Raw genomic sequence first — 25,006 nt, 5'->3', positions numbered from 1 at the left:
CGGTATGGAGCCGACCGCCACAGCGGCGCGGGCCGATGCGTCGGCCGGGCACATGTCGCCGCCCGCACACCCCGTCTACCGTTCCGGCATCCACCCCCCGCCACGTCCCCGGGGGCCGCGCCCGCTGCGCCCGTTCGGCCAGGACCGCCGACGGGAATGCCGGAAGGGACACGGTGCCGCCGGGCGCCGGCCCCACAGGAGGTAGTCCAGCGTGAGCCAGTTCGAGCACCCGTCGACACCCGGGGCCGCCGACCGAACCGCCGAGGCTGCTCCGCCGTCCGGCGGGTCCGGAACGGCCTGCGGGCCGGCGGCCCCGGAGCAGCTGGGCGTCCCGGTGCCCGGAGGGGAGCTGTCCGTGCTCCGGTGGCCGGCCACCGTGCCCGGTGCCCCGACCGTCGTGGCGGTGCACGGCATCACCGCCAACGGCCTCGCCTGGTTCGAGGTGGCCCGTCGGCTCGCCGGGCGGGCCACCCTGCTCGCGCCGGACCTGCGCGGGCGCGGTGGCAGCCGCGACCTCGGCGGCCCGTACGGCCTGGCCCGCCACGCCGACGACGTGGCGGCCCTGATCACCGGGCTCGGGCTGGGACCGACCGTCGTGGCCGGCCACTCCATGGGCGCGTGGGTGGCGGCCCTGACGGCCGTCCGTCACCCGCAACTGGTCGGCCGGGTGGTGCTGGTCGACGGAGCGGTCACCTTCCCGCTGCCCGAGGGGGCGAGCGACGACGCCCTGGCCGCCGTGCTCGGGCCGGCGCTGGCCCGGCTGTCGATGACCTTCCCCGACCGGCAGGCGTACCGCGACTTCTGGCAGCGGCACCCGGCCTTCGCCGCCGACTGGTGCGACGAGATCGACGCCTACACCCAGCGCGACCTCGTCGGCGCCGAACCCGAACTGCGCTCCTCCTGCGTGCTGGCGGCGGTCGAGGCCGACGGGGCGCAGGTCCTGCTGGACCAGGAGGCCGCCGCCGCCGTGCACCGGCTGCCCTGCCCGGGCGAGCTGATCTGGGCGGAGCGCGGCCTGCTCGACGAGCCGCAGGGCCTGTACGACGAGAAGCGGCTCGCGGCGACGGGGCTGGACCGCACCCACCCGGTCCCGGCGTCGGGGGTGCCGGGCACCAACCACTACTCGGTCCTCTGGGGGCGCGCCGGCGCCGAGGCGGTGGTCCGTGCCCTGCTCGGCCCGGACTCCGCCGCCGCCGGACGGCCGAGGGCCTAACCGGCCGCGCCGAGGAAGGACTCCCAGCCGCCGGCCGGCGCCTGCCCGACGTTGAGGGTGCGCAGTTTGCGCAGGGTGGACTGGTCCTGCGCCTCCAGCCACTCGACGAGCTGCTTGAAGGAGACCAGCCGGACGTCCGGCTTGCCCGCGACGGCCTTGAGCGTCTCCTCGACGGCGTCCATGTAGATGCCGCCGTTCCACTGCTCGAAGTGGTTGCCGATGAAGAACGGCGCGCGGTTGCCGTTGTAGGCGCGGTCGAACCCGGCCAGGTAGGCGTCCCGGGCCTGGGCGCGCCACTCGTCGTACTTGGCCGGGTCCCCCTTGGTGCTGCCGGAGGACTGGTTGGCCAGGATGTTGTAGTCCATGGAGAGCACCTGGTAGGTGTGCCCCGGGAAGGGGATGCTCTGCAGCGGGAGGTCCCAGACCTTGCCGTCCTGCACCTTCTGGGGCCAGATCTGCAGGCCGCCCGAGGAGCTCGCGTCGTACTTCCACCCGAGGCCGGCGATGGTGGGCAGCAGGGCCTTCTGCCCCTCCAGGCAGGGGGTGCGGCCGCCGACCAGCTCCTTCCCGTAGTCGAAGGGGAGCGGATCGACGTCGGTGAAGCCGGTGTTGGTCCGCCACTGGGTCACGAAGCCGACGGCCTGGTCTATCTCGCTCCGCCAGTCCTCGGGGGTCCACTTGTTGACGCCGTTGCCGTCCGAGCGGGTCGAGCAGAAGTGGCCGTTGAAGTGGGTGCCTATCTCGTGGCCGGCCAGCCAGGCCCGGCTGATGAGCCTGATGGTGTTCTTCACCGCGCCGTCCGACAGGTAGGGGATGTCGGAGGCGCCGATCGCGTGCTTCGGCGGGTGGTACAGCTCCGCCCGGCCCTTGGGCAGGGTGTAGATGCCGGAGAGGAAGAAGGTCATCGAGGCCTTGTGCTCCTCGGCGAGCTTCAGGAACCGGGGGAACTGGTCGTCCTCGGTGGCGCCGGCGCCGTCCCAGGAGAAGACCACGAACTGCGGCGGGCGCTCGCCCGGCTTGAGCTTCTCGGGCTTGGGCTGGTTCGGCTGCGGGCCGGTGTCGGAGGTCGAGCCGTCCCCGATCGGCGTGCCCTTGGCCGGGGTCCCGGTGGGGGTGCCGGCGGGGGTGCCGGTGGTGGTCGGCCCGGTGCCGGCGGTGCCGGTCGTGGGGGCCGGGGCCGATCCGGTGGGACCGGCCGGTCCCGAGCCGCCCCCGGAACAGGCCGCCACCGCTCCGAGGGCCGCGGTCGCGGCGGTGGCTGTGAGCACGGTCCTGCGCGAGATGCCGGCCATCGTCTCCCCTGGGTGTCCGGACCGGGTGACGACCGCGACCGCGGTCGAGCCGGTCATATCGGACAATTGATTGATTATCCGTCGTTAGCATGTCACGCGAACACGGAGGGCACCAAAGGCCCGGGGTCCGCCGGGACTGAACACGCGGGGCACGGTTGTGCGGGATGCGAAGAGACGTCTTCCGTTGCCGACCCGTGACGTTTCGCCCGTTTCGCGCAACGGGCGTTCCGGGGGTGCGGCCGTCGCGGCGTCAGTCGAAGGAGAGCCGGCGGTTGCGGCGCACGACCCGCGCGATGGCGGTGCTCACCGCGGTGGCGGCCGCGCAGGAGACCGCGAGGCTCAGCCAGGCGGTGTCGAACCAGTGGCTGTTGAGCCAGCCCAGGGTCACGATGTAGGCCGCCCAGATCATCGCGGCCAGCGCCGACCACCGCAGGAAGCGGTGGGGATGGGCGGGGGAGTGTCCGATGGCCAGGTCGAGGACGGTCCGCCCGGCCGGTACGAAGCGGGCGACCACCACCATGGCGGCCGCCGCCCGGGTGGTGCGTCCGTCCAGGGCCTGCTGGACCCGGGTCACGCTGGCCGCCAGCTTCGGCCGGTGCTCCAGGCGCCGGCTGACCATCGGCGCGCCGCGGCGCGCCAGCCGGAGCAGCAGCAGGTCGCCGAGGAAGGAGGCCGTGGCCACCCCGAGTCCGAGCATCAAGGGGGCGCCGTCTATCTGCGCCGTCTTGAGCACCGCGAGTATGACGAGGGTCCCGCTGGGGAGGAACGGGAGGAAGGCGTCGCCGAGAACGGCGCAGAGTGCCAGGGCGCAGATCCACGAGGATCCGACCAGTGCGGCGATGTCCATGTCCGTCCTCCCTCCAGGCTGCCCGGGGGAGCAGTGGTTGCAAGGGACAACGCTAGCGCCTCGACTTTTCACACCATGAAGCACCCCGGCTGTGGGAAGGGCCACAGGTGACGGGCCTCACGCCCGGGCGGGTAATGGCACGAGCCCCCGGAGCGGGGTGCCGCTCCGGGGGCTCGCGGGGATCGGTCGGCGCTGGTCCAGCCCGCCGATCTTGCTGGTGAGTGCGGATCCGGTTGGGTGATCCGCCTGAGCCCTAGCCTGCCGGAAGCCGACCGCCGACCGCGAGCCCGCGGGCTGGCGACTTCCCGCGCTGGCGTGAAGTCGCCACGGGTGTTCGTCCGCTGGCTCTGAGTCAGCCCCCGCCGGGGACGGGCCGGGAACAAGGGAGCCGGGGGGCGGGGTTGACCAGTCTCGGCACCGGCCGCGGCACCGACCGCCGCCGGGGCAGCACCGGTGGAGACGCACCGGCGGACGGGACCGACCACGGCCAGGAGGACGGACGGCATGACGACCGAGGACAGGCAGGAGAACCGGCGGGAGAACGGGGCCGGGCCGCACACCGCGGACGCGATCCGGGGCACCGCCCGGGGAACGGCACCCGCCCCGCTGTCGATCCTCGACCTGGCCACCGTCGGGGCCGGCCACACGCCCGCACAGGCGCTCGCCGCGACCACCACCCTCGCCCGCAGCGCCGAGCAGTGGGGCTACCACCGCTTCTGGGTGGCCGAGCACCACGGGATGCCCGGCGTCGCCAGCTCCACGCCAGCCGTCCTGCTGGCCCACCTCGGGGCCCACACCACCACCCTGCGCCTCGGCTCCGGCGGCGTGATGCTGCCCAACCACGCCCCGCTGGCGATCGCCGAGCAGTTCGGCCTGCTGGAGGCGCTCCACCCCGGCCGGATCGACCTCGGCCTCGGCCGGGCCCCCGGCACCGACCAGGCCACCGCCCGGGCCCTGCGGCGCGGCCTCGGCGAGGGTGCCGACGACTTTCCCCACCAGCTCTCCGAGCTGACCCACTTCCTCGACGGCAGCTTCCCGGCCGGGCACCCCTACGCGCGGCTCACCGCCGTTCCGAAGGGGGAGGGACGCCCGCCGGTCTGGCTGCTCGGCTCCTCCGGGTTCAGCGCCCGGCTGGCCGGCCGGCTCGGCCTGCCGTTCGCCTTCGCCCACCACTTCAGCAGCGCGAACACCCTGCCGGCGCTCGACCTCTACCGCTCGGAGTTCCGCCCCTCGGCCGTCCTCGACGAGCCGTACGCGCTGATCGGGGTGAGCGCGGTCGCGGCCGACGACGAGGCCTCCGCCCGCCGCCTCGCCCGCTCCGCGGCGCTCGGCATGCTGCGCCTGCGCCGGGGCAACCCGGGCCCGATCCCCACCCCCGAGGAGGCCGAGTCCCACCCGTACAGCCCGGTGGAGGCGGACTTCATCGACGACTGGCTGGGCAACGTCGTCCTGGGCGCGCCCGGCGAGGTGGCCGACGGGCTGGAGGCGCTCCGCAAGCGGACCGGCGTGGACGAGCTGATGGTGACCTCGCACATCCACGGCCACGAGGCGCGGCTGCGGTCCTACGGCCTGATCGCCGAGGCGTACGGCCTGACGGCGGGGCGGACCGGGACCGCCTGAGCGGCCGGAGGCCGGACCCGGGCCCGGGGCTAACGCCCGCCCGGTCCGCCCGGGTCCTCGGCGCCCTCCCGGTCCTCCCGGCCGTCGCGGAGTATCGCCGCGACCAGCTCGGCCTCGCCGGGGCGGGCGAAGTACCAGCCCTGGGCGGTGTCGCAGCCGGTGAGCCGCAGCCGCTCGGCCTGGGCGGCGCTCTCGATGCCCTCGGCGGTCACGGTCAGGCCGAGGGTGTGGGCCAGCTGCACCATCGCACCGACGATCTGCTCGTCGGCGTCGCTGCGCCGGGAGCGGAGTTCGGGGAGCTCCGGCCGGCCGCCGGCCGGGGCCGGGTCGCGGAACCCCTCGATGAAGGTGCCGTCCAGCTTCAGCACGTGCACCGGGAGCCGGGAGAGGTAGGCCAGGTTGGAGTAGCCCGTCCCGAAGTCGTCGATCGCGATGCGCACGCCCATGTCGGCCAGTGCCTGGAGCGCCTGGAGCGGGCGCCCACCGGGGCCGAGCAGGGCGCTCTCGGTGATCTCCAGCTGGAGCAGCCGCGCCGGCAGGCCGGTGCGCTCCAGGGCCTGGGCGACGTCGGCGACCACGTCGGAGTCCCAGATCTGGCGGGCGGCCAGGTTGACGCTCACGAAGGTCTCGGTCTCGGGGAACTCGGTGAGCCAGCGCCGCGCCTGGCGGCAGGACTCCTCCAGCACCCACTTGCCGAGCGGCACGATCGCCCCGGACTCCTCGGCCAGCGGGATGAAGCGGTCCGGCGAGAGCGTCCCGTAGCGGGGGTGGCGCCACCGGACCAGGGCCTCGGCACCGTGCACCGCGCCGTCGGCCAGGCCGACCAGCGGCTGGTACTCGATGGTGAACTCGCCGCGTTCCAGCGCCGGGCGCAGCGCGGTGGCGAGCAGCTGGCGGGTCAGCTGGTGGGCGCCCCGGTCGGGGTCGTAGAGGGTCCACCGGGCCCGGCCGTCGGCCTTGGACCAGTACAGGGTGGCGTCGGCGTCCTTCACCAGGTCGGTGGGGGTGGTCTCGTGCACCGAACGCTCGACCACGCCGACGCTGGCGGTGACCACCAGCCGGTGGCCGGCCACGTCGAAGGGGCGTTCCAGGGCGTCGAGGATCCGGGCGGCCAGGTCGGTGAGCTGGTCGCTGCCCCGGCTGTCGGTCACCAGGACGGCGAACTCGTCGCCGCCCATCCGCGCGACCAGCTGGGTGCCCTGCGCGGAGAAGCCGCGCCGCAGGCGGGTCGCCACGGCGATCAGCAACTGGTCGCCGATGTGGTGGCCGAGGGCCTCGTTGATCGCGGCGAACCCGTCGAGGTCCAGGTAGCAGACGCCGACCCGGGACCCGCCGGTCCCGGCGCCGTCGGCCGTGGTCGCCACGCCCCTGGCCGACCCGGAGGGCCCGGCGGCCGCGCCCTCCGCCCGGTCGGGGGTGAGGCAGGCGGCGTCGAGGCGTTCGAAGAAGAGGGTCCGGTTGGGCAGCCGGGTCAGCGGGTCGTGCAGGGCCTGGTACTCCAGGCGGTCGCCGAGCCGGCGCTGCTCGGTGATGTCCTCGACCAGGGCGAGCGTGTACAGCGGGCCGCCCTCGGCGTCCCGGATCAGCGAGACGGTCACCTTGCTCCAGACCGTCCGGCCCGTGCGGTGCTTGAGCTGCTTCTCGACCCGGATCCGGTCGTGCTCGCCGTGGGCGAGCGCGCGGAACAGCCGGCGCGGCATGCCCTCGGGGTCGGCGATCTCGTGGATGTGCGTTCCCACCAGCTCGTCCACGGCGCGGCCGGTCAGCGCGGCGAAGGCGGGGTTGACCTCGATGATCCGGTCCTCGGGGTCGATGAGGGCCATGCCGATGCCGGCGTCGCAGAAGGCGGCCCGCAGCCGGGACTCGCTGGCCCGCAGCGCGGCGAGTTGCCGGTCGTCGCCCCCGGTCGCCGGCCGGCCGTGCGCGCCGCCGCCGTCCGCCGCGTGGTGGGTGCCGTCGGTCAGCGGGGCCGAGCAGGCGGGGCAGCGGAGGGCGTCGTCGCCGGGCGGCCCCTCCCGGAGGCCGGCCAGCCCGGCCAGGGAGGCCGGGGTCGGTCCGCGGTCGGTGCCGCCGGCCGCGCCGTTCGCCGGGGCGGCGTGGAGGACGGGCGGCGGCAGGCGGAGTGGCCGCGGGTCCTCGTGCCGCACGCCTGGGTGGTGTGCGTCGGCCCCCTCGTTCTGGCCCGGCACGGCATGCTCCCGTCCGCTGCTGACGCTTGACGCTGGTCCGGCCGGTCACCCGACTTCGGCGGCCGGCTCCGCGCTCTGCCGCACTCGCGGAGGACGGACTCCGGTGCGGGACGCTCGGGACGGAGCGGCCGGGTGGGAACCCGCCTGAGGAACCGTGAGGAACAGGGCGCTGCGGCCGATCATAGGACGCGATGGCAACGCGCGGTGACCGCCGCCGGGGTGATTCGTCTGGTTTGGGGTCAAGTGTGGTGATACATGCGGACGCCCCCGGTGCACATCACATGATGTGCACCGGGGGCGTGTGCTCCGAGAACGCGCCCTCGGGCTCCCGGTCAGCGCCGGACGTGCGCCCGACCGGGCCGTGGGCGGGACGCCCGGGGAGGTCAGCCGGCCAGGCCGGCGGTGAGGGTGATGGTGGTGCCGGCCAGGGCCTGGCTCACCGGGCAGTTGGCCTTGGCGTCCTCGGCGGCCTTCACGAAGCCGGCCTCGTCCAGCCCGGGCACCTCGCCGACGACCGTCAGGTGGATGCCGGTGATGCCGGTGCCGGGCTGGAAGGTGACGTCGGCCTTGGTGTCGAGCTTGGTGGGCGGGGTGCCCGCGCCGGTCAGGCCGTGCGAGAGGGCCATCGAGAAGCAGGCGGAGTGCGCGGCCGCGATGAGCTCCTCCGGGCTGGTCTTGCCGTTCGCGGCCTCGGCGCGGGCCGGCCAGGAGACCGGGTACTCGCCGATGCCGGACGACGCGAACGTCACCAGGCCCTTGCCCTCGACCAGGTTGCCTTCCCAAGCGGTGCTGGCGGTGCGAGTGGTTGCCACGATCGGTACCTCCGTTACTGAGGAACTGCTGATTCGTCACGTCCGGTCATGCCGCGGCCCAGCCTACGGGCAGGCCCGGGGCGTGCCACAAGTAGCACACCGGCCCGTCGCGTCCGAAAATCCCCGGTGGTCCCGGGCGGACCGGGCCGTGCGCCGGCCGGTTCGGACGCCGTCCGGATCGTGGACGGTCGTCGTTAATGGTGCGGGCACGTGCCGGGCGCCCTGTTAGATTGGCCCGGGCCCGGGCCCGGCCGCCGCACGGTCGGGCGCACCACCGAGAGACCTGCGGAGCCGCCCCGATGACGGACCACCCCACGACCCCCGACGCCGGACTGCCCGAGGGGGTCGGCGATGCCGTGCGGGCCGAGCTGACCAGCCTGCGCGAGAGCATCGACAACATCGACGCCGCGGTGGTCCACATGCTGGCCGAGCGCTTCAAGGCGACCCAGCGGGTCGGCCGGCTCAAGGCCGAGCACAAGCTCCCGCCGGCCGATCCGGCCCGTGAGCGCACCCAGATCAAGCGGCTGCGCGAGCTGGCCGCCGGCGCCCACCTGGACCCGGTGTTCGCGGAGAAGTTCCTCAACTTCATCATCGCCGAGGTCATCCGCCACCACGAGGCCATCGCCAGCGACGCGGTGACCCACGGGAACGCCTCCGTCTGACGGCGTGCGCGGTCCGCCGGGCCCGCGGGATGTCTGGCGCGGGTAAACGTCCGATTTCGCCTGGATCACCGGTTGGCGTAGCGTGCAGGTTCCCCCGCAGCCGGAGAGTGGAGCAGCGACGATGGCGGTGAACCTGCCCGAAACGCATGGTGGCGGCGGGCCCGGGCCCGCCGCCCCGGTCGGGGGCCGGGCCGAGGCACGGCGGGCCCGCCGTGCCGCCGAGGGGCGCCGGAGCGGATCGCCGAAGGCCCGCCGGCCCGGGCGCCGGCCGCGGCCGTGGTGGATCGAGATCCCGGCGATGGCGGCGGTCGGCCTGGTGGTCGCGCTGCTGATCAAGACCTGTCTGTTCCAGGTGTTCACCATCCCGTCCGGTTCGATGGAGAACACCCTGCGGATCGGCGACCGGGTCGGCGTGAACAAGCTCGCCCCGCTGACCGGCTGGGAGCCCGAGCCGGGCCAGCCGGTGGTGTTCAAGGACCCGGGGGACTGGCTGCCGCCGCAGCCGACCGGCGGGAACCCCGTCTCCAACGCGCTGGGCTCGGTGCTCTCCTTCGTCGGCCTGGTGCCGCCGAAGGACGACAACTACCTGGTCAAGCGGGTCATCGCGACGGGCGGGCAGACCGTGCAGTGCTCGGGCACCACGCTGACCGTCGACGGCGCCGAGGTCGACGAGCCGTACCTGCACCCCGGGAACGACTCCTGCGCCGGGCTGGACTTCGGTCCGGTGACGGTGCCGCAGGGCTACGTCTGGGTCGAGGGCGACCACCGCAGCGACTCCGCGGACTCCCGCTACCACCAGAGCGGCCCCGGCGGCGGAGCCGTGCCGGTGGACAACGTGGTCGGCCCGGTGGCGGCCGTCGTGTGGCCGCTCGGCCACCTCGACTGGTTCGGCTGGGCCGGTCACTGACCGGTCGCCGCCCCGGGCCGTTCAGCGGCCCCGGTGCCGGTCCCGCTCCCGGTCCCGATGGGCCTCGGCCCCGGCGGCGCGGGTGAGCCGCTCACCGAGCGCCGTCGCGCCGGCCGGTACCGCGCCGGCCGCCGGAGCCGGGTTCCCGGCAGCCCCCGCCGGATCCGTTCCGGCCGTACCGGCGGGCTTGCTCGCCTGGGCGGCGAACGCCCCGGCCAGCACCAGCAGCCCGCCGGCCGTCTGCGGCAGGCCGAGGTGTTCGCCCAGCAGCACCCAGGCCAGCACGGTGGCCACCACGGCCTCCAGGTTGGCCACCACTCCGGCGACCGGCGGGGAGAGGTGCTGGACGGCGACGACGCCGGTCAGATAGGCGAGCACGGTCGCGATCAGGACCATCCAGGCCGCCGGGAGCAGCGCGGGCAGGGTGTGCCCGTTCATCACCACGTCCCCGCCGAGCCTGCTCCAGTCCGCCTCCCAGGGGCGGGTCAGGACGGTGAGCACGATCGAGCCGATCAGCAGGCCGAACGCGCTGACGGCGATCGGGTCGACCGGGCGCTCGCCCCGGCTGCCGGCGTCGGCGAGCACGAAGTAGCCGACCTGGCAGCAGGCCGCGCCGAGGGCGAACAGGACGCCGAGCGCGTCGAAGCTCAGGCCGTTCCAGACCTCGACGACGCAGGCGAGCCCGGTGACCGCGACGCCCGCGCCGATCGCCGCGCCCCGGCTGATCGGCCGGCGCTGGACGAACCGGACGTAGCCGATGAGCAGCGGCGGGCCGAGGTACTCGATCAGCAGGGCGACGCCGACCGGGATCCGGGAGATCGCCGCGAAGTAGCAGGCCTGGACGCCGGCCACGGCGAGCAGGCCGAAGCCGATCAGCAGGCCGGGCCGCCGGAGGACGGCGTCGCGGTGGCGGTAGGCCAGCGGCAGCAGCACGACGGCGGCGCCGGTGACCCGGAGCCAGACCACGTGGAGCGGGGAGAGCCCGGCTTCGATCAGCGGCTTGGCCGCCGTTCCGGAGCCGCCGAAGGCGAACGCGGAGACGAGGGCGAGGGTGAGCCCGAGGGTCCGGCCGGGGGAGCGGCCGAGCAGGGGGTTGGAGCTGTGCACCGACGAATTGTGACAGTCGTACCGGTAATTCGGTAAGGGGTCATTCCATCATTCGGTCCTGCTCGGCCTGCGCCACCTGCACGGAAGCGTGCGCGGGCGCGCGCTACCCGCCGGAGCCGGCCCCGGCCGTGGCCGGCGTACCCGCCCCGGCGCCCGTGTCCGTCCCGCCGCCGCTCGACCCCGATCCGGATCCGGTGGATCCCGAGCCGGACCCGCCCGAGCCGGAGCCGGTGGACCCCGAGCCGCCGGACCCGGATCCGCCGGACCCCGATCCGGTGGACCCCGAGCCCGATCCCGAGCCCGAGCCGCCGGTGCCGCCCGGGGGCTCCGGGGCGGTGGTCGGCGCCGGGGGCTTGGTCGGCTGGACCGGCGTGGTACCCGTCCCACCGGACCCGGACCCGGAACCGGACCCGGACCCGCCCGAACCGCCGGCCCCGCCGGCGCCCGAGCCGGAGCCGCCACTGCCGCCCGACCCGCCGGAGTCGGATCCCGACCCGGTCGACGGCACACCGGAGGGCGACGAGCCCGCGTCACCGGAGGAGCCGGAGCCGCCCTGACCGCCCTGGCCGCCGCCCTGGGACGGTCCGCCGGACGGCTTCGACGACCCGCCGGAGCCGTTCGACGGCGCCGACGGCGTGCTCGAAGGAGTGGACGAGGGGCCGGACCCGGAGGAGCCCGAGCCGCTGCGCGTGGAGTACTCGGCACCCGAGGGTGCGGGGAACTCGGCGACCGGCTGCCCCTTCAGCGCGGCCTTCATGTACGTGGTCCAGATCTTCGCGGGGTACTGGCCGCCCGCCGCGCCGTCGATCCCGCCGGTGCCGCTCAGACTGACCTGCGCGCCGGTGGCCGGGTCCTGCCCGAACAGCGCGACCGAGGTGACCAGCTCCGGGGTGTACCCGATGAACCAGACCGACTTCTGGTCGTCCGTCGTACCGGTCTTGCCCGCCGCCGGACGGCCCAGGTCCTTGGCGCGCCAGCCGGTGCCGCCCTGGTCGCTCACCACGCCCTGGAGCATCGAGGTGACTTCGCGCGCGGTCTGCTCGCTGATCGCCTGGGTGGTCTTGTGCGCGGGCAGCTCGATCGGCTCGCCCTCGTGGTCCACCGACTGGACCAGCCAGGGGGTGATCTGCTTGCCGCCGTTGTCCAGCGTGGCGTACACGCCCGCCAGGTCGAGCACGCTCGGGGTCGCGGTGCCCAGCGGGATCGACGGCACCGGCTCCATGCCGGGGGTGTTGCTGGGCAGGCCGAGCGCGATCGCGGTGTCCCGCACCTTGCCCAGCCCGGTGTCCTGGGCGAGCTGGGCGAACACCGAGTTCACCGACCAGTTGGTGGCCTGCTGGAGGGTGATCTGGCCGTAGCTCTTGTCGCCCTGGTTCGGCGGCGCGTACGGGGTGCCCTTCCCGCCGCGGACCTTGCGGCCGCTGGTGCCGTCGTAGACGGTGCGCGGGGTGATGGTCTGGCCCGACTGGGTCCTGGCGTCGTTCTCCAGCGCCGCGGCCAGCGCGATCGCCTTGAACGTCGAGCCCGACTGGTAGTCCCGCCGGGTCGCGTTGTCGACGTAGTGCTTGGTGTAGTCGACACCGCCGTACAGGGCGACCACGGCGCCGGTCTTCGGGTCCACGGAGGCGGCGCCGGGCTGGACGGCGGCGTCCTTCTTGCGCTTCTCCGGGGCGAGGGTGTCGTTCAGCTGGGCCTGGACGGCGTCCTGGAGGGCCTGCTGGCGGTTCGGGTCGATGGTCAGCCTGATCGTGTAGCCGCCCTTGGCCAGCTCCGATTCGCTGATGATCTGGTTGGTGGTGAGGTACTCGGTGGCGGCGTTGACCAGGTAGCCGGCCTGGCCGGACAGCCCGAGCTGCGACTGCGGGTCCTTGACCTCGGGGAACGTGGTGGCGGCCCGCTCCTCGGCGGAGAGCCACCCCTCCTTCACCATGCCGTCGAGCACGTAGTTCCAGCGGTTGACGGCGTTCTGCTTGCCCGCCGGGGTGGCGGTGGCCACGTCGTAGGCGCTCGGGGCGTTCAGCAGCGCGGCCAGGTAGGCGCCCTGGGCGGCGGTGAGCTCGGAGGCGTCGACGCCGAAGTACTGCTGCGCGGCGGCCTGGATGCCGTACGCGCCGCGGCCGTAGTAGGAGGTGTTGAGGTAGCTGGAGAGGATCTCGTCCTTGCTCTCGGTGGCGTCCACCTTGATCGCTATGAAGAGTTCCTTCACCTTCCGGGAGACCGACTGCTTCTGGCTCAGGTAGGTGTTCTTCACGTACTGCTGGGTGATCGTGGAGCCGCCCTGGGTGCCCTCGCCCTTGGCGGTGTTGAGGGCGGCGCGGACCAGCCCGGGGACGTTGACGGCGCCCTCGTGGTAGAAGTTGCGGTCCTCGGCGGCCAGCGTGGCGTGCTGGGCGGCGGGGGAGACCTTGTCCAGCGGGACGTTCTGCCGGTTGGTCTGGCCGGTCCGGGCGATCACCGAGCCGTCCTGGTAGAGCCAGGTGTTGCTCTGCGCGGTCGCGGCGGCGTGCGCGTCCGGCACCTTGACCAGCGTGATGCCGAGGGCGAAGAGGCCGACGCCGAGCAGCAGCGCGGCGGCGAAGCCGACCAGGGTCATCCGCCAGGTGGGGACCAGTCTGCGCCAGCCGGTGCGGCGGGACCTGCGGGGTCTGCGGGCCTTGGGTTTCCGGGTGCGCGGTGCGCCGCTGAGGGCGGGACGGGACAAAGCGGCGGCCTCCTGCGGGCGGGCGGCTGCGCGGGGCCGGGCAGGACGCGGGGGACCGTGCCGGCTCGCGCAGACGGGATCGTCGGCGTTCGGGGGCCTTTGCCCCTTTTCCGGTTTACAGCCCAGAACGCGCCGAAGGTACCGGTTGGCTCCACCACGACGGGAAGCGAGACCGACATCACACACAAATCGGACGTCAATGGGCAGCGAAAAGCCGGGGAGCCCCTCGTTGCTACGAGAGGCTCCCCGGTGTCGGTGCGCCGCCAGGGACTCGAACCCCGGACCCGCTGATTAAGAGTCAGCTGCTCTAACCAACTGAGCTAGCGGCGCCTGCTGACGAAGAGAACAATACACGCTTCCGGGCGGTGCCTCGAACCACCGGGCGCCACCCGGGGGTCCGGCCCGTTCGCCCCCGGGCCGCCCGGGGTTCACCTCCGGCATCGGGAAACGCCGAAGGGCCCCCTCGCTGCTGCGAGAGGACCCTTCGACCGTCGGTGCGCCGCCAGGGACTCGAACCCCGGACCCGCTGATTAAGAGTCAGCTGCTCTAACCAACTGAGCTAGCGGCGCCTGCTGACCCGCAAGACATTACACGCTGTCGGGCCGATCCGCCGAATCGCCATCGTCCGGTGACCCGCAGTGACCGGGGGTGGAGCTCAGCGGGTGGCCGGGAGCCGGTTCAGGAAGACCTGGAAGGCGTCGGGCTCGACGGCGTTCACGCCGTCGAAGGGGTAGTTCATCTCCTTGATCACGATCAGCACCACGCAGATCATCGCGGTCATGGTCAGCACCATCGCCAGGTGCAGCCGGATGCTGGAGATGCCGAACACGAAGGCGAAGCCCACGGTCAGCACCGCGCCGGCGATCAGCGGCACCCAGAGCAGCGGCGGCACCGCGTCCTGGACCTGGGTGAGCCGGGCGCGGCGCTCGCTGGCCAGGCCCTCGACGTGCTTGAGGGCGTTCTCGAAGTGCGCCTGCTGGCGGGCGTCGACGGGCTGGAGGGCATTGGTGGTGTCGCGGATCCGGTACACCAGCTCGGTGGTGTTCGGGTCGGTGCGGTGGTCGGCCATCAGCCGCCACTCGTCGCCGATGACGGTGTGCGCGTACTGGAGGGTGAGGTCGGTCAGCTCGATGCCCGTGGGGCTGTCGAACTCGCGGGACGTCCAGTAGAGGCCGGCCAGCTGGTCGGCCTCGCGGAAGGTGGTGGCCCGGGCGTCGTCGGCGGCCTCCCAGACCACGATCACCACGAAGGCGAGCAGGACGGCGTAGAGCACGCCGACCATGGCGAAGATGGCGGCCGTCACGTCGTTGTGCGGCTTGCGGGCCTCGACGGGCGCGAAGCGTGGCAGCAGCAGGAGCACCACGGAGGCGATGGCGAGCGAGCCGACCATGATCGTCAGGTTGGACCAGGACATAGCAGAGTTGTCGCACGGCGCCGGGGAGCCCGCCAGGCGGGTGTCCGCTGTTCGGAGCCGCCCGGCGCCCGCGCCGCGTCACCTCTCCGGGAAGTGGCAGGCGGCCTGGTGGTCGCCGTGACCACCGGCCGCCGTGAGCGGCGGCGCCTCGTTCTCGCAGCGCTCGCGCTCCGCGGCGGCGAGCCCCGGGTGGACGGGGCAGCGGGCCCGGAACGGGCAGCCGGTGTGCCGGACGGTGGGGGAGGGCGGGTCGCCGGCCAGCAGCACGCGGGCGCGGGTGCGCTCGGCGGCCGGGTCCGGCAGCGGGACGGCGGAGAGCAGGGCGCGGGTGTAGGGGTGCCGGGGGCGGCCGAAGACGGCGGACGCCTCGCCCTGCTCGACCGTCCGCCCCAGGTACATCACGCCGACCCGGTCGGCGAGGTGCCGGATCACCGAGAGGTCGTGCGAGACGAGGAGGTAGGAGAGGCCCAGCTCCGCCTTGAGGGACTGGAGCAGGTTGAGCACCCCGGCCTGGATCGAGACGTCCAGCGCGGAGACCGGCTCGTCGAGCACCAGCAGCCGGGGCCGGACGGCCAGCGCGCGGGCGATCGAGATCCGCTGCCGCTGCCCGCCGGAGAACTGGTGCGGGTAGCGGACGGCGTGCGCCGGGTCGAGGCCCACCTGGCGCAGCAGCTCGGGCACCCGGCGGGCGATCTCGTCCTTCGCGGCCCGCTGGGCGCGCAGCGGCTCGGCGACGATGTCGCCGACCGGCATCCGGGGGTCGAGGGCGGCCGTCGGGTCCTGGAAGACGATCTGCAGCCGGGACCGCATCCGGTGGGCCTCGGCGCGGGAGAGCCCGGCGGTGTCCCGGCCGAGCAGCTCGATCCGGCCGGACTCGGGGGCGGCGAGGCGCAGCAGTTCGAACAGGGTGGTGGACTTGCCGGAGCCGGACTCGCCGACCAGGCCGAGCGTCTCGCCCTCCCGGATCGACAGCTCGACGCCGTCCACCGCGTACACCGAGCCGACCCGGCGCCTGAGGACGGTGCCCTTGAGCAGTGGGAAGGTCCTGGTGAGCCCGCCGACCTCCAGGACCGGCGGGCGCCGCGCCCGGGGGAGCGGCGGGCCGGCCGCCGGGAGCTCCGGCACGGGGTACACCTCGGCGGGCGCGGGCCGCCGTGCGGCCAGCTCGCCGGCCCGGACGCAGGCGGCGAGGTGGCCGTCACCGGCCAGCGGCGGTTCCGCCGTGCGGCAGCGGTCCTCCGCCAGCGGGCAGCGGGCGGCGAACGGGCAGCCGTCCGGCAGCGCGGCCATCGGCGCCGGCGTGCCGGGGATCGGGACCAGCGGCCCGCGCGGCCCGTCCAGCCGGGGGACGGCGCCGAGCAGGCCGAGCGTGTAGGGGTGGCGCGGCGCGGCGAACAGCTCGTCGACGCCGGCCGTTTCGACGACCCGGCCCGCGTACATCACGGCGACCCGGTCGGCCATCCCGGCGATCACCCCGAGGTCGTGGCTGACCAGGACGAGGGCTGCGCCGGTCTCCCGGCGGGCGGTGCGCAGTACGTCGAGCACCTGCGCCTGGATGGTGACGTCGAGGGCGGTGGTGGGTTCGTCGGCGAGCAGCACGTCGGGGTCGTTGGCGACGGCCATGGCGATCACGGCGCGCTGGCGCATGCCGCCGGAGAACTCGTGCGGGAAGCGGTCCAGGGCGCGGTCGGGGGCCGGGATGCCGACCAGGTCGAGCAGTTCGGCGGCCCGTGCGCGGGCGGCGGACCGGCCGAGGCCGGGGCGGTGGACGCGCAGCGCCTCGATCAGCTGGTCGCCGATCCGGTGCACGGGGGTGAGGGCGGAGAGCGGGTCCTGGAAGACCATGGCGATCCGCCGGCCGCGGACGGCGGCCAGCTCGCGTCCGGGCAGGCCGAGGAGTTCGCGGCCGTCCAGCCGGACCGAGCCGCGGACCCGGGCGGTGCCGGGCAGCAGTCCGAGGACGGCCAGCGCGGTGACGGACTTGCCGGAGCCGGACTCGCCGACGATGCCGAGCGTCTCGCCGCGGCGCAGCGTGAGGTCGACGCCGCGCACGGCGGGGACGGGGGCGGCGCCGCGCGGGCCGGTGAAGTCGACCCGGAGGTCGCGCACCCGCAGCAGCGGAGCGTCGGTCGCGGTGGTGCCGGTCACGCGCGGCTCCTCTTCCTCTTGGCGCGGTCGCGCGGGCGGCGGGGCCGCCGGGCGGCCTCGGCGGTGGGGTCGAGGGCGTCCCGCAGCCCGTCGCCGATCAGGTTGACGGCCAGTACGAAGAGCACCAGCAGCCCGGCGGCGAAGTAGAACAGCCAGGGGAAGACCGGTGCCTCGCTGGTGCCGGCGGCGAGCAGTGTGCCGAGCGAGACGTCCGGCGCCTTGACGCCGAAGCCGAAGTAGGAGAGCGCGGTCTCGCTCATCACGGCGCCGCCGACCGCGATGGTGGCGTCGATGATGAGGAAGGAGGCGACGTTCGGCAGCACGTGGCGGGTGATGATCCGCAGCGGGTGGACGCCCATGAACCGCGCGGCCAGGACGAACTCCCGCTCGCGCAGCGAGATCGTCATCGAGCGGACCACCCGGGCGGTGATCATCCAGTTGAACAGGGCGAGCAGCAGCACGAAGGCGAGCCAGCCGGTGCCCTTCAGCCGGGGCGAGACGATCGTGATGACCAGGAAGCTCGGGAAGACCAGCATCAGGTCGACCAGGAACATCAGCAGCCGGTCGGTCCAGCCGCCGAAGTAGCCGGCGCAGGCGCCCACCAGGGAGGCCAGCACCGTCGAGAACAGCGCCACCAGCAGGCCGATGACCAGCGACTTCTGCAGGCCGCGGAGGGTCTGCGCGAAGACGTCCTGGCCGATCCCGTTGGTGCCGAACCAGTGGGTGGCGGAGGGCGGTTGGCGCAGCGCGCCGTAGTCGGGGGCGGCGTAGTCCCAGGGGGTGAGGTAGGGGCCGCCGAAGGCCAGCAGGAACAGCAGCAGGACGACGGCGGCGCCGAACACCGCCCCGCGGGCGGCGAGCAGCCGGGCGAGGACGATCCGGCCCCGGCCGGCCGTGCCGGGCGGCACGGGCCCGGCGGAATCTGCGGGCTCTGCGGGGCCGGCGGGTCCGGTGATCGCGGCGGTCACGGGGCTCCTCCTCGGGTCAGGACCGCACGCGCGGGTCGAGCGCGGCGTGCAGGGCGTCGGCGAGGAAGCCGGAGGCGAGCACCACGACCGCCGCGAACAGGTTGACCGCGACGACCGCGTTGACGTCCTGCTCGTTGACGGACTGGATGAACCACTCGCCCATGCCGTGCCAGCCGAAGATGGTCTCGGTGAAGGCGGCGCCGGTGAAGATGCCGAGGAAGCCGTACGCGAACATCGTCGACATCGGGACGACCGCCGTCCGCAGCCCGTGCTTGACCAGTGCCCGGCCCCGGGTGAGGCCCTTGGCCTCGGCGGTGCGCAGGTAGTCGGAGCCGAGCACGTCCAGCATGGTGGCGCGCTGGTAGCGGCTGTAGGTGGCGAGGCCGCCGAGCGCCAGCGAGAGGGTGGGCAGCAGCAGGTGCAGCGCCCAGTCGGCGAGGTGTGCGCCGAGGCCGCCGGTGAGGCCGGGCGTCTCGTACCCGGTGAACGGGACGACCTCGTGGCCGACGGCGTTCTTGGCGGCGATGGCGCCGTTCTTGAGGAAGAGCGCGACCAGGAAGACCGGGGTGGAGAGCAGGACGAAGGAGACGACGGTCAGCAGCCGGTCGGAGAGCCGGTACTGGCGCACCGCGCTCCACGCCCCGGCGGCGACGCCGAGCGCCATGCCGAGCAGGCTGCCGACCAGCAGCAGCCGCAGCGAGACCCAGACCCGGCGGCGGAAGTCGTCCATCACGGGGGTGTCGTGGATGGTGCGGCCGAGGTCGCCGTGCAGCAGGCCGCCGGCCCAGCGGCCGAACCGCTGGACGACCGGGGTGCGGTCGTTCAGGTTGAGGTCGGTGAGCTGGCGCTCGACCGAGGCGGCGGCGGGGCGCGGCACCTTGGCCTCGAAGTAGGCGCGCGGCTGCAGGGCGGCGCCGGCCAGCGCGTACGCCAGGAAGACGGCGGCGACCAGCAGGACGGCGTAGTAGGCGAGCCGCTTGGTCAGGTAGCGGAGCATCGGCGGCCGCCAGGGCTGGGAGCGGGGCCGACGCGTCTGGTGGGCATCGGGGAGTGGCCTTTCGGGAAAGCGCAGCTCAGAGTGTGGCAGTGGTGCGCGGCCGGGGTGTTGCGGCCGTGTTGCGCCCCGTTTCGCTTGGATCAGGTGTCAACTCGGCCCCCTGGTACTGGTTCTGATCGACTGTTACGTTCGGTCCCCGGCACCGACTTGGCTGCCCACGATCAAGCCTCGCCACACCTCGCGACGCTCACCCTCACCACTCGCCGGACAACACGGGGGGACCTCATGGACGCTTCCGCCACGCCCGCGCGCCGACTCGGCCGCGCCGCCGCCCTCGCCCTCGCCGTCGTCCTCACGGCCGCCGCGTGCAGTTCGGGCGGCGGCGGTCCGGCGGACCCGGCGGTCAGCAGCCAGGCTGCCGGGCAGGGGTCCATCGACATCAACGCCAAGCCGCTGGACCAGGTCCGCGACGGCGGCGAGGTCCGCTTCCCGCTCTACCAGTGGATCACCCAGTGGAACCCGTTCCAGGTGGACGGCCGCTACGGCGACGCGGTGGAGATCATGCGCACGCTGGAGCCGAGCCTGTTCAGCACCGACGAGACCGGCACCTTCAAGCCGGTCGCGGACTACCTGCTGGGTGCCGAGGTGACCTCCGCCTCGCCGCAGGTGATCACCTACCGGCTCAACCCGAAGGCCAGGTGGTCGGACGGCAAGCTGCTGAGCTTCCTCGACTTCAAGGCCGACTGGGAGGCCGTCAACGGGAAGAAGGAGGGCTACAACATCGCCGACTCGGCCGGCTACGAGCTGATCTCCGCCGTCGAGCAGGGCGCCGACCCGACCGAGGTCAAGGTGACCTTCTCCGAGTCCTACGCCGACTGGCAGAACCTGTTCCGTCCGCTGATCCCGGCCGCCGGGATCGCCACCGCCGACGACTTCAACAAGGGCTGGGTGGAGCGGATCCCGATCACCGCGGGCCCGTTGAAGGTCGGCGCCGCCGACAAGACCGCGCAGACCCTGACACTCGTCCCGGACCCGAACTGGTGGGGCGCCAAGCCCAAGGCGGACCGGATCGTCTTCCGGGTGATGACGCAGTCGGCGACCACCCAGGCCTTCCTCAACAACGAGATCGACTTCGCCACGGCCGGCACCGCCACCGCGTACGGGCAGCTCAAGGACGCCGAGGACGCGGTGATCCGGTCCGCCAGCCCCTGGGACGAGGTGCACATCTCCTTCGGCGGCGGCGGTCCGCTGGCGGACGTGAGGGTCCGCCAGGCGCTCGGCAGGGCGCTGGACCGCAATGCGCTCATCAGGATCGCCAACAACGGCGTGCCGGTGGAGTTCAAGCCGCTCGGCAACCACATCTTCATGCCCAACCAGACCGGCTACCGGGACAACTCCGGGGAGTGGGCGAAGTTCGACGCGGCCGCGGCGAAGAGGCTGCTGGACGAGGCCGGCTGGAAGGAGGACGGCGCCGGCCGGCCCCGCACCAGGGACGGCCAGGCGCTGACCCTGCACTGGGTGCTCAACGAGTCCACCCCGCAGGCCCAGGTCGACCTCGCCACCGCCGCCCAGGCGATGTGGCTGGCGGTCGGGGTCAAGGTGGAGATCGACAAGGTCGCGGCCAACGACTTCTTCACCAAGTACGTCAACCCCGGCAAGTGGGACATCGCCAGCTGGCGCAACACCGACTCGTTCCCGCTCTCCACCAGCCTGACCAACTTCCGTCTGCCGCAGGGCGACAACGTCTTCGGCAACTTCTCCAAGCTGGGCAGCGAGGAGATCGACGCGCTGCTGAGGAAGGCGGCCGGAACCATCGACCCGGTGCAGGCCGCGAACCTCTACAACCAGGCGGACGCCAGGATCTGGGAGCTCGGCCACACCTATGAGCTGTACCAGCGGCCGACGGTGGTGGCGGCCCGCAAGGGGCTCGCCAACTACGGTGCGCCCGGGCTGGCCAGTGTGGACTACTCCAAGGTCGGCTGGGAGAAGTAGCCGTAGCCGTAGCCGTAGCCGTAGCCGTAGCCGTAGCCGGAGTCCGCGGCCGGGGACGGGGCAGGGGTCGGCCGCCGCCGGGCGGGCGTACGGCGGGCACTGGCGAGCAGCGCGGTGATCACGAGGCCGGTGGTGCGGACACGGGGAACGGCGTCGCCGCCCCCGCTGTCCTCCCACCCGCCTTGACCTTCCGCGATGCCCGCAGGCCGCCCGTGCCGGGGCCCGTCCCCGGGCCCCGTTCGTCTCGAACCGGGGACGAATCTAGCGGGCGCTCCCGGACCTCACGCCGTACCGCGCGGGCGCGCCCGGAAACCCGCCGCGCTGTCACCCGGTTCGCGCACCGGGGCGTCAACTCTCGCTGACGCCAGGGCATATCGGTGCATAACGGGGCAATCGGTGTATCCGGTGGGCGCCCAGGCCGCTCACGGGCCCGTTCCGTGCGCTCTCGGGCGATCACCGGTGCGCTGCGGTGCGTGCACGGTGCCCGGCGCGCTGCCAGGATGCGGCGGGTACAGCCCGCCCGCCCGGAGCCGGAGACCCTCCATGAGCAGCGACTCCACCGCAGCCCCCCGCCCGCACGCCGTCGAACCGCGCCCGGTGCGCCGGATGGTCCCGCGCAGCAAGGACGAACCGCACCGGGTCGCCACCCCGCTGGAACTCTTCTTCGACCTCTGCTTCGTGGTCGCCGTGGGCCAGGCCGGGCGGGAGCTCGCCCACGACCTCGCGGGCGGCCACTGGGGGGACGGTCTGACCGGCTACCTCTTCGCCTTCTTCGCCATCTGGTGGGCCTGGATGAACTTCACCTGGTTCGCCTCCGCCTACGACTGCGACGACGTCCCCTACCGGGTCACCACCCTGGTCCAGATCGCCGGCGTGCTGCTCCTCGCGGCCGGTGTGCCGCGGCTGTTCGCCGACCAGGACATCGTGCTGGTGGTGCTCGGCTACGTGGTGATGCGGCTGGCCATGGTCACCCAGTGGCTGCGCGCGGCGGCCGCGGAGGAAGGGCTCGCCCGTGCGGTGGCGCTGCGCTACGCCGTCGGGATCACGCTCTGCCAGATCGGCTGGGGCGTCGTGCTGCTGCTGCCGCACGACGTCCGCTCGATGATGATCCCGATCGGGATCCTGGCCGAGCTGGCCGTGCCCGCGATCGCCGAACTGCGGCTGCGGACCCCCTGGCACCCGCACCACATCGCGGAGCGCTACGGCCTGTTCACGCTGATCGTGCTCGGTGAGACGGTGGCGGCGGCGACCGTCGCGGTGCAGTCCGCGGTGGACGAGCACGAGGGGCCGGTCCGGCTGCTGCCGGTCGCGCTCGGCGGTCTGCTGATCTGCTTCTCGGCCTGGTGGATCTACTTCGACCGGCCGGTCCACCAGCACCTGCGCTCCAGCCGCCGCGCCTTCCTCTGGGGCTACGGCCACTACCTGGTGTTCGGCTCGGCGGCGGCGATCGGCGCCGGGCTGGAGGTGGCGGTCGAATCGGCCGTGCACAAGGCGCACATCTCCGAAACGGCCGCCACCGCGACGGTGACCGTGCCGACCGCGCTCTACCTCTTCACCGTCTGGGCGCTGCACGCCCGGCACGCCAAGACCGGCGCGGTTCAGCTGTCGCTGCTGCCGGTGGCCTCGGCGGCGGTGCTCGCCTGCACGGCGGCGGGCGGCGCCGGCGTCCTCGCGGCGGGCCTGGTGACGGCGGCCACGGTGGCGGTCGGAGTGGCGTTGCACGCCAGGGAGCGCTGAACGAGGACCGGCGGGCGGCGCTGCGCCGAGCCCTCCCGCGGCTGCCCGTCGCGGGGGTGCTCCTCGGTGCGGCCGCCCGTTCCGCTCGCCGGGCCCGCCCCGTTCGGCACCACCGGCCCGTTCGCCCGGAGCGGGTCCAGCGGCGGCGGTCCCAGCAGTGCGCGCAGCACCTCGTCGTGCCCGGCGAGCCAGGCCCGGTACGCCGGGCTGGCCTGGGCGAGGTCCAGGTAGGCCGCCCGCAGTTCCTCGTACAGCGCCTCGCGGGCCGGCGGGCCGAGCGCGCGCGGCCGCCAGACCAGCAGCAGCCGCACCGCCAGCGGGTCGCCGTGCAGCCGGCGCACGACGGTGCCCGGGCCGGGCAGCGAGGTCGGCTGGCAGGGGCGGACCGCCTCCCCGGAGGCGACCAGTTCGGCGGCGGTGGCGTTGTCCCGCACCTGGACCACCCGGGGGTTGAGCCCGGCGGAGCGGAACACCCGGCGCATCGCGGCGTACTCGTGGTCGGCGGTCGGGTCGACCATCCAGGTGTCCTCGGCGAGCTCGGCCAGCCGGACCACCGGCCGGGCGGCCGCCGGGTGGCCGGCCGTCAGCGCGACGAACTGCGGCTCGCGGGCGAGCAGCACCCGGTGCTCGGCGTCCGGGGGCAGCCGCAGCGGGAAGCCCTCGCTCTCGTGCACGAAGGCCACGTCCAGCTGGTCGGCGGCGATCATCCGGAGCAGGGCGTTGGCCGAGATGTCGATCTGGATGGTGGTGTCGGTCTCCGGCAGCCGCTCGTGCACCCGGCGCAGCCAGGCGGCCACCGCCCGGCTGCCGACGCTGCCGATCCGCATTCGCCGGGCACGCTCGCCACCGGCCGCCTCCCGGGCCTCCTGGCGGGCGGCCGCCACCAGCGCCGCCATCTCGGCGATCACCGGCCTGGCCCGGGACAGCACGGAGTGGCCGAGCGCGGTGGGCCGGCTGCCGGTCTGCTCCCGGGTGAACAGCGTGCCGCCGACGGCCCGTTCGATGCGGTGCAGCTGGGTGGTGAGCGACGGCTGGGTCATGCCGAGCTGCAGCGCTGCCTTGCGGAGGCTTCCGGTGTCGGCGATCGCGCACAGCACCCGCAGGTGTCTCACGTCGAGCTCCACATCGGGGAGCGTAACGGTCGAAACGGGCTGACGCCAGGGACATGACAGGCTGTCGAGGGCCGGAGTGCCGGGAGCGGCCCCGCCGCGGGGGAGCGGCGGAGGGATCGCCGGGTGGCGCGGTGATTGGTCCGGGCTATCGCCGGTTGACATCATCCGCCGGGCCGCCGGCCTGGCCGAAGCTCTGGGGGCACAAGCATTCGTCCGATGCCCGCGGCCGGGCCCCCACCGGCGGCGGTGCACTCGTGAAGCGGAGCCCCCACATGAACCGTGTCCCGCGCACGCTCTCCGTGGCGCTCGGACTGGAGACCGGCCGCGTGCTCGGCCTGCCCGACCGCCACTCCGGTCCGTGCGGCGAGCCGGTGTCCGGCGGCGGCTCCGGCACCCCCTGCGCCGACCCGTACCCGAACAGCGCCGAACGCGGCCGCGCCGACTCCCTGCGACGGTACGGCCTGGCCGGCTGACCCGGCCCCCTGACGGTCCGCCTCCCCGGCGGCCCCCGGCGCACCCCGACCGGACGACCCCCTCCGGCCGGCAGGGCGTGCGCCCACCCCGCACCACCGCACCACCCGCGCCACCGGCGGTACGCCGTACCGCCGCACCGCGGTACCCCCACCCCTCGACCCGTGAACGGGAGCCCCCACATGAACCGTGTCTCGCGCACGTTCTCCGCCGCCCTCGGCCTGGCGCTCGCCGCCGGCCTGGCGGCCCTGCCGACCAGCGCCGCCGCCGCGCCGACCCAGGGCTACACGCCCTCCGGCACCGCCTACGCCGGCTCGGTCGCCGAGGACGCCAACAACCAGGCGTTCTACGAGGCCGTCATGAAGTCCGCGCGGGCCAAGCAGGCCGCCAACCCGTTCCTGCTGGCCGTCACCGTGACCTACGACGCCAGCAGCGCGCCCACCTTCCGCACCCAGATAGCCCAGAGCGCGCAGATCTGGAACAGCTCGGTCACCAACGTGCAGCTCCGCTCCGGCACGGCGGCCGACTTCCGCTACTACGAGGGCAACGACTCCCGCGGCTCCTACGCCAGCACCGACGGCCACGGCCGCGGCTACATCTTCCTCGACTACGCGCAGAACCGGCAGTACAACTCGCTGCGCGTCACCGCCCACGAGACCGGCCACGTGCTCGGCCTGCCCGACCACTACTCCGGCCCGTGCAGCGAGCTGATGTCCGGCGGCGGCCCCGGCACCTCCTGCACCAACCCGAACCCGAACGCCACCGAGCGCTCCCGGGTGAACACCCTGTGGCGGAACGGCCTGGCCGGCTGATCCCC

At 73.9% G+C, this 25,006-nt stretch carries 19 protein-coding genes, 2 tRNA genes and 1 pseudogene; 8 read left to right on the top strand and 14 right to left on the bottom strand.

Translation table 11 applies throughout. The annotated features are described in order from the left end of the window. Positions 1–322: 322 nt before the first annotated feature. On the top strand, positions 323–1,213 hold the full coding sequence (locus tag ACFU74_RS19090) for an alpha/beta fold hydrolase (RefSeq protein ID WP_380758102.1): 891 nt from the start codon (positions 323–325) through the stop codon (positions 1,211–1,213). Here ACFU74_RS19090 and ACFU74_RS19085 read toward each other — a convergent pair. Continuing rightward, complete coding sequence (locus ACFU74_RS19085) at positions 1,210–2,505, bottom strand: hypothetical protein (RefSeq protein WP_380758100.1); 1,296 nt, start codon at positions 2,503–2,505, stop codon at positions 1,210–1,212. The genes ACFU74_RS19090 and ACFU74_RS19085 overlap by 4 nt on opposite strands. 250 nt (positions 2,506–2,755) lie before the next feature. Continuing rightward, complete coding sequence (locus ACFU74_RS19080; RefSeq protein WP_380758090.1) at positions 2,756–3,352, bottom strand: DedA family protein; 597 nt, start codon at positions 3,350–3,352, stop codon at positions 2,756–2,758. A gap of 504 nt (positions 3,353–3,856) precedes the next feature. Here ACFU74_RS19080 and ACFU74_RS19075 point away from each other — a divergent pair. Next, the gene (locus ACFU74_RS19075) at positions 3,857–4,972 is read left to right on the top strand and encodes an LLM class flavin-dependent oxidoreductase (protein ID WP_380758088.1); all 1,116 of its coding nucleotides are present in this window, start codon (positions 3,857–3,859) and stop codon (positions 4,970–4,972) included. 29 nt (positions 4,973–5,001) lie between these two features. Here ACFU74_RS19075 and ACFU74_RS19070 read toward each other — a convergent pair whose 3' ends face one another. Together ACFU74_RS19070 and ACFU74_RS19065 are read right to left on the bottom strand one after the other, a co-directional pair. Then, positions 5,002–7,119: a putative bifunctional diguanylate cyclase/phosphodiesterase gene (locus ACFU74_RS19070; RefSeq protein WP_380758086.1), complete on the bottom strand. Its 2,118-nt coding sequence runs from the start codon at positions 7,117–7,119 to the stop codon at positions 5,002–5,004. 425 nt (positions 7,120–7,544) lie between these two features. After that, complete coding sequence (locus ACFU74_RS19065) at positions 7,545–7,973, bottom strand: OsmC family protein (RefSeq protein ID WP_380758084.1); 429 nt, start codon at positions 7,971–7,973, stop codon at positions 7,545–7,547. 299 nt (positions 7,974–8,272) lie between these two features. Here ACFU74_RS19065 and ACFU74_RS19060 point away from each other — a divergent pair, with 299 nt between their 5' ends. Together ACFU74_RS19060 and lepB are read left to right on the top strand one after the other, a co-directional pair. After that, positions 8,273–8,635, top strand: a complete 363-nt coding sequence (locus ACFU74_RS19060) for a chorismate mutase (RefSeq protein ID WP_380758082.1) — start codon at positions 8,273–8,275, stop codon at positions 8,633–8,635. Between the two features lie 121 nt (positions 8,636–8,756). Further along, positions 8,757–9,542: a signal peptidase I gene (gene lepB, locus ACFU74_RS19055; RefSeq protein ID WP_380758080.1), complete on the top strand. Its 786-nt coding sequence runs from the start codon at positions 8,757–8,759 to the stop codon at positions 9,540–9,542. Between the two features lie 21 nt (positions 9,543–9,563). Here lepB and ACFU74_RS19050 read toward each other — a convergent pair whose 3' ends face one another. The 8 genes from ACFU74_RS19050 to ACFU74_RS19015 form a co-directional block, all read right to left on the bottom strand. Continuing rightward, complete coding sequence (locus tag ACFU74_RS19050) at positions 9,564–10,649, bottom strand: DMT family transporter (RefSeq protein WP_380758078.1); 1,086 nt, start codon at positions 10,647–10,649, stop codon at positions 9,564–9,566. A gap of 103 nt (positions 10,650–10,752) precedes the next feature. Beyond that, complete coding sequence (locus ACFU74_RS19045) at positions 10,753–13,350, bottom strand: transglycosylase domain-containing protein (protein WP_380758076.1); 2,598 nt, start codon at positions 13,348–13,350, stop codon at positions 10,753–10,755. A gap of 256 nt (positions 13,351–13,606) precedes the next feature. Then, positions 13,607–13,680: transfer RNA gene (locus ACFU74_RS19040), tRNA-Lys, on the bottom strand. Between the two features lie 165 nt (positions 13,681–13,845). Then, a tRNA-Lys gene (locus ACFU74_RS19035) sits at positions 13,846–13,919 on the bottom strand. A gap of 86 nt (positions 13,920–14,005) precedes the next feature. Further along, positions 14,006–14,764, bottom strand: a complete 759-nt coding sequence (locus ACFU74_RS19030) for a DUF4239 domain-containing protein (protein WP_380758074.1) — start codon at positions 14,762–14,764, stop codon at positions 14,006–14,008. 78 nt (positions 14,765–14,842) lie between these two features. After that, complete coding sequence (locus ACFU74_RS19025) at positions 14,843–16,912, bottom strand: dipeptide ABC transporter ATP-binding protein (RefSeq protein WP_380758072.1); 2,070 nt, start codon at positions 16,910–16,912, stop codon at positions 14,843–14,845. After that, entirely contained in the window at positions 16,909–17,820 is a 912-nt protein-coding gene (locus ACFU74_RS19020; protein ID WP_380758098.1) for an ABC transporter permease, read from the bottom strand. Before ACFU74_RS19020 ends, ACFU74_RS19025 begins: the two co-directional genes overlap by 4 nt. A gap of 76 nt (positions 17,821–17,896) precedes the next feature. After that, positions 17,897–18,877: an ABC transporter permease gene (locus ACFU74_RS19015; protein ID WP_380758070.1), complete on the bottom strand. Its 981-nt coding sequence runs from the start codon at positions 18,875–18,877 to the stop codon at positions 17,897–17,899. A 285-nt stretch (positions 18,878–19,162) separates the two neighbouring features. Here ACFU74_RS19015 and ACFU74_RS19010 point away from each other — a divergent pair, with 285 nt between their 5' ends. Next, complete coding sequence (locus tag ACFU74_RS19010; RefSeq protein ID WP_380758068.1) at positions 19,163–20,869, top strand: ABC transporter family substrate-binding protein; 1,707 nt, start codon at positions 19,163–19,165, stop codon at positions 20,867–20,869. Here the strand turns inward: ACFU74_RS19010 and ACFU74_RS19005 are convergent. Further along, positions 20,842–20,991, bottom strand: a complete 150-nt coding sequence (locus tag ACFU74_RS19005) for a hypothetical protein (RefSeq protein WP_380758066.1) — start codon at positions 20,989–20,991, stop codon at positions 20,842–20,844. The genes ACFU74_RS19010 and ACFU74_RS19005 overlap by 28 nt on opposite strands. 421 nt (positions 20,992–21,412) lie before the next feature. On the opposite strand from ACFU74_RS19005, the gene ACFU74_RS19000 reads away from it, so the two are divergent. Next, the gene (locus ACFU74_RS19000; protein WP_380758063.1) at positions 21,413–22,606 is read left to right on the top strand and encodes a low temperature requirement protein A; all 1,194 of its coding nucleotides are present in this window, start codon (positions 21,413–21,415) and stop codon (positions 22,604–22,606) included. 290 nt (positions 22,607–22,896) lie between these two features. Here the strand turns inward: ACFU74_RS19000 and ACFU74_RS18995 are convergent. Then, positions 22,897–23,880: pseudogene (locus ACFU74_RS18995) on the bottom strand (LysR family transcriptional regulator); the annotation flags it as partial. A gap of 110 nt (positions 23,881–23,990) precedes the next feature. On the opposite strand from ACFU74_RS18995, the gene ACFU74_RS18990 reads away from it, so the two are divergent. After that, positions 23,991–24,191, top strand: coding sequence for a snapalysin family zinc-dependent metalloprotease (locus ACFU74_RS18990; RefSeq protein ID WP_380758061.1), 201 nt, complete (start codon positions 23,991–23,993; stop codon positions 24,189–24,191). 180 nt (positions 24,192–24,371) lie between these two features. Further along, positions 24,372–25,001 carry a snapalysin gene (snpA, locus tag ACFU74_RS18985; protein ID WP_380758059.1) on the top strand — a complete coding sequence of 210 codons (630 nt, stop codon included), beginning with the start codon at positions 24,372–24,374 and terminating at the stop codon, positions 24,999–25,001. Positions 25,002–25,006: the final 5 nt, after the last annotated feature.

Source organism: Kitasatospora sp. NPDC057500 (assembly GCF_042802195.1).
GTDB lineage: Bacteria > Actinomycetota > Actinomycetes > Streptomycetales > Streptomycetaceae > Kitasatospora.
Note: the sequence above shows the minus strand (reverse complement) of the source record. Positions and strands in the feature narration are given on the sequence as shown.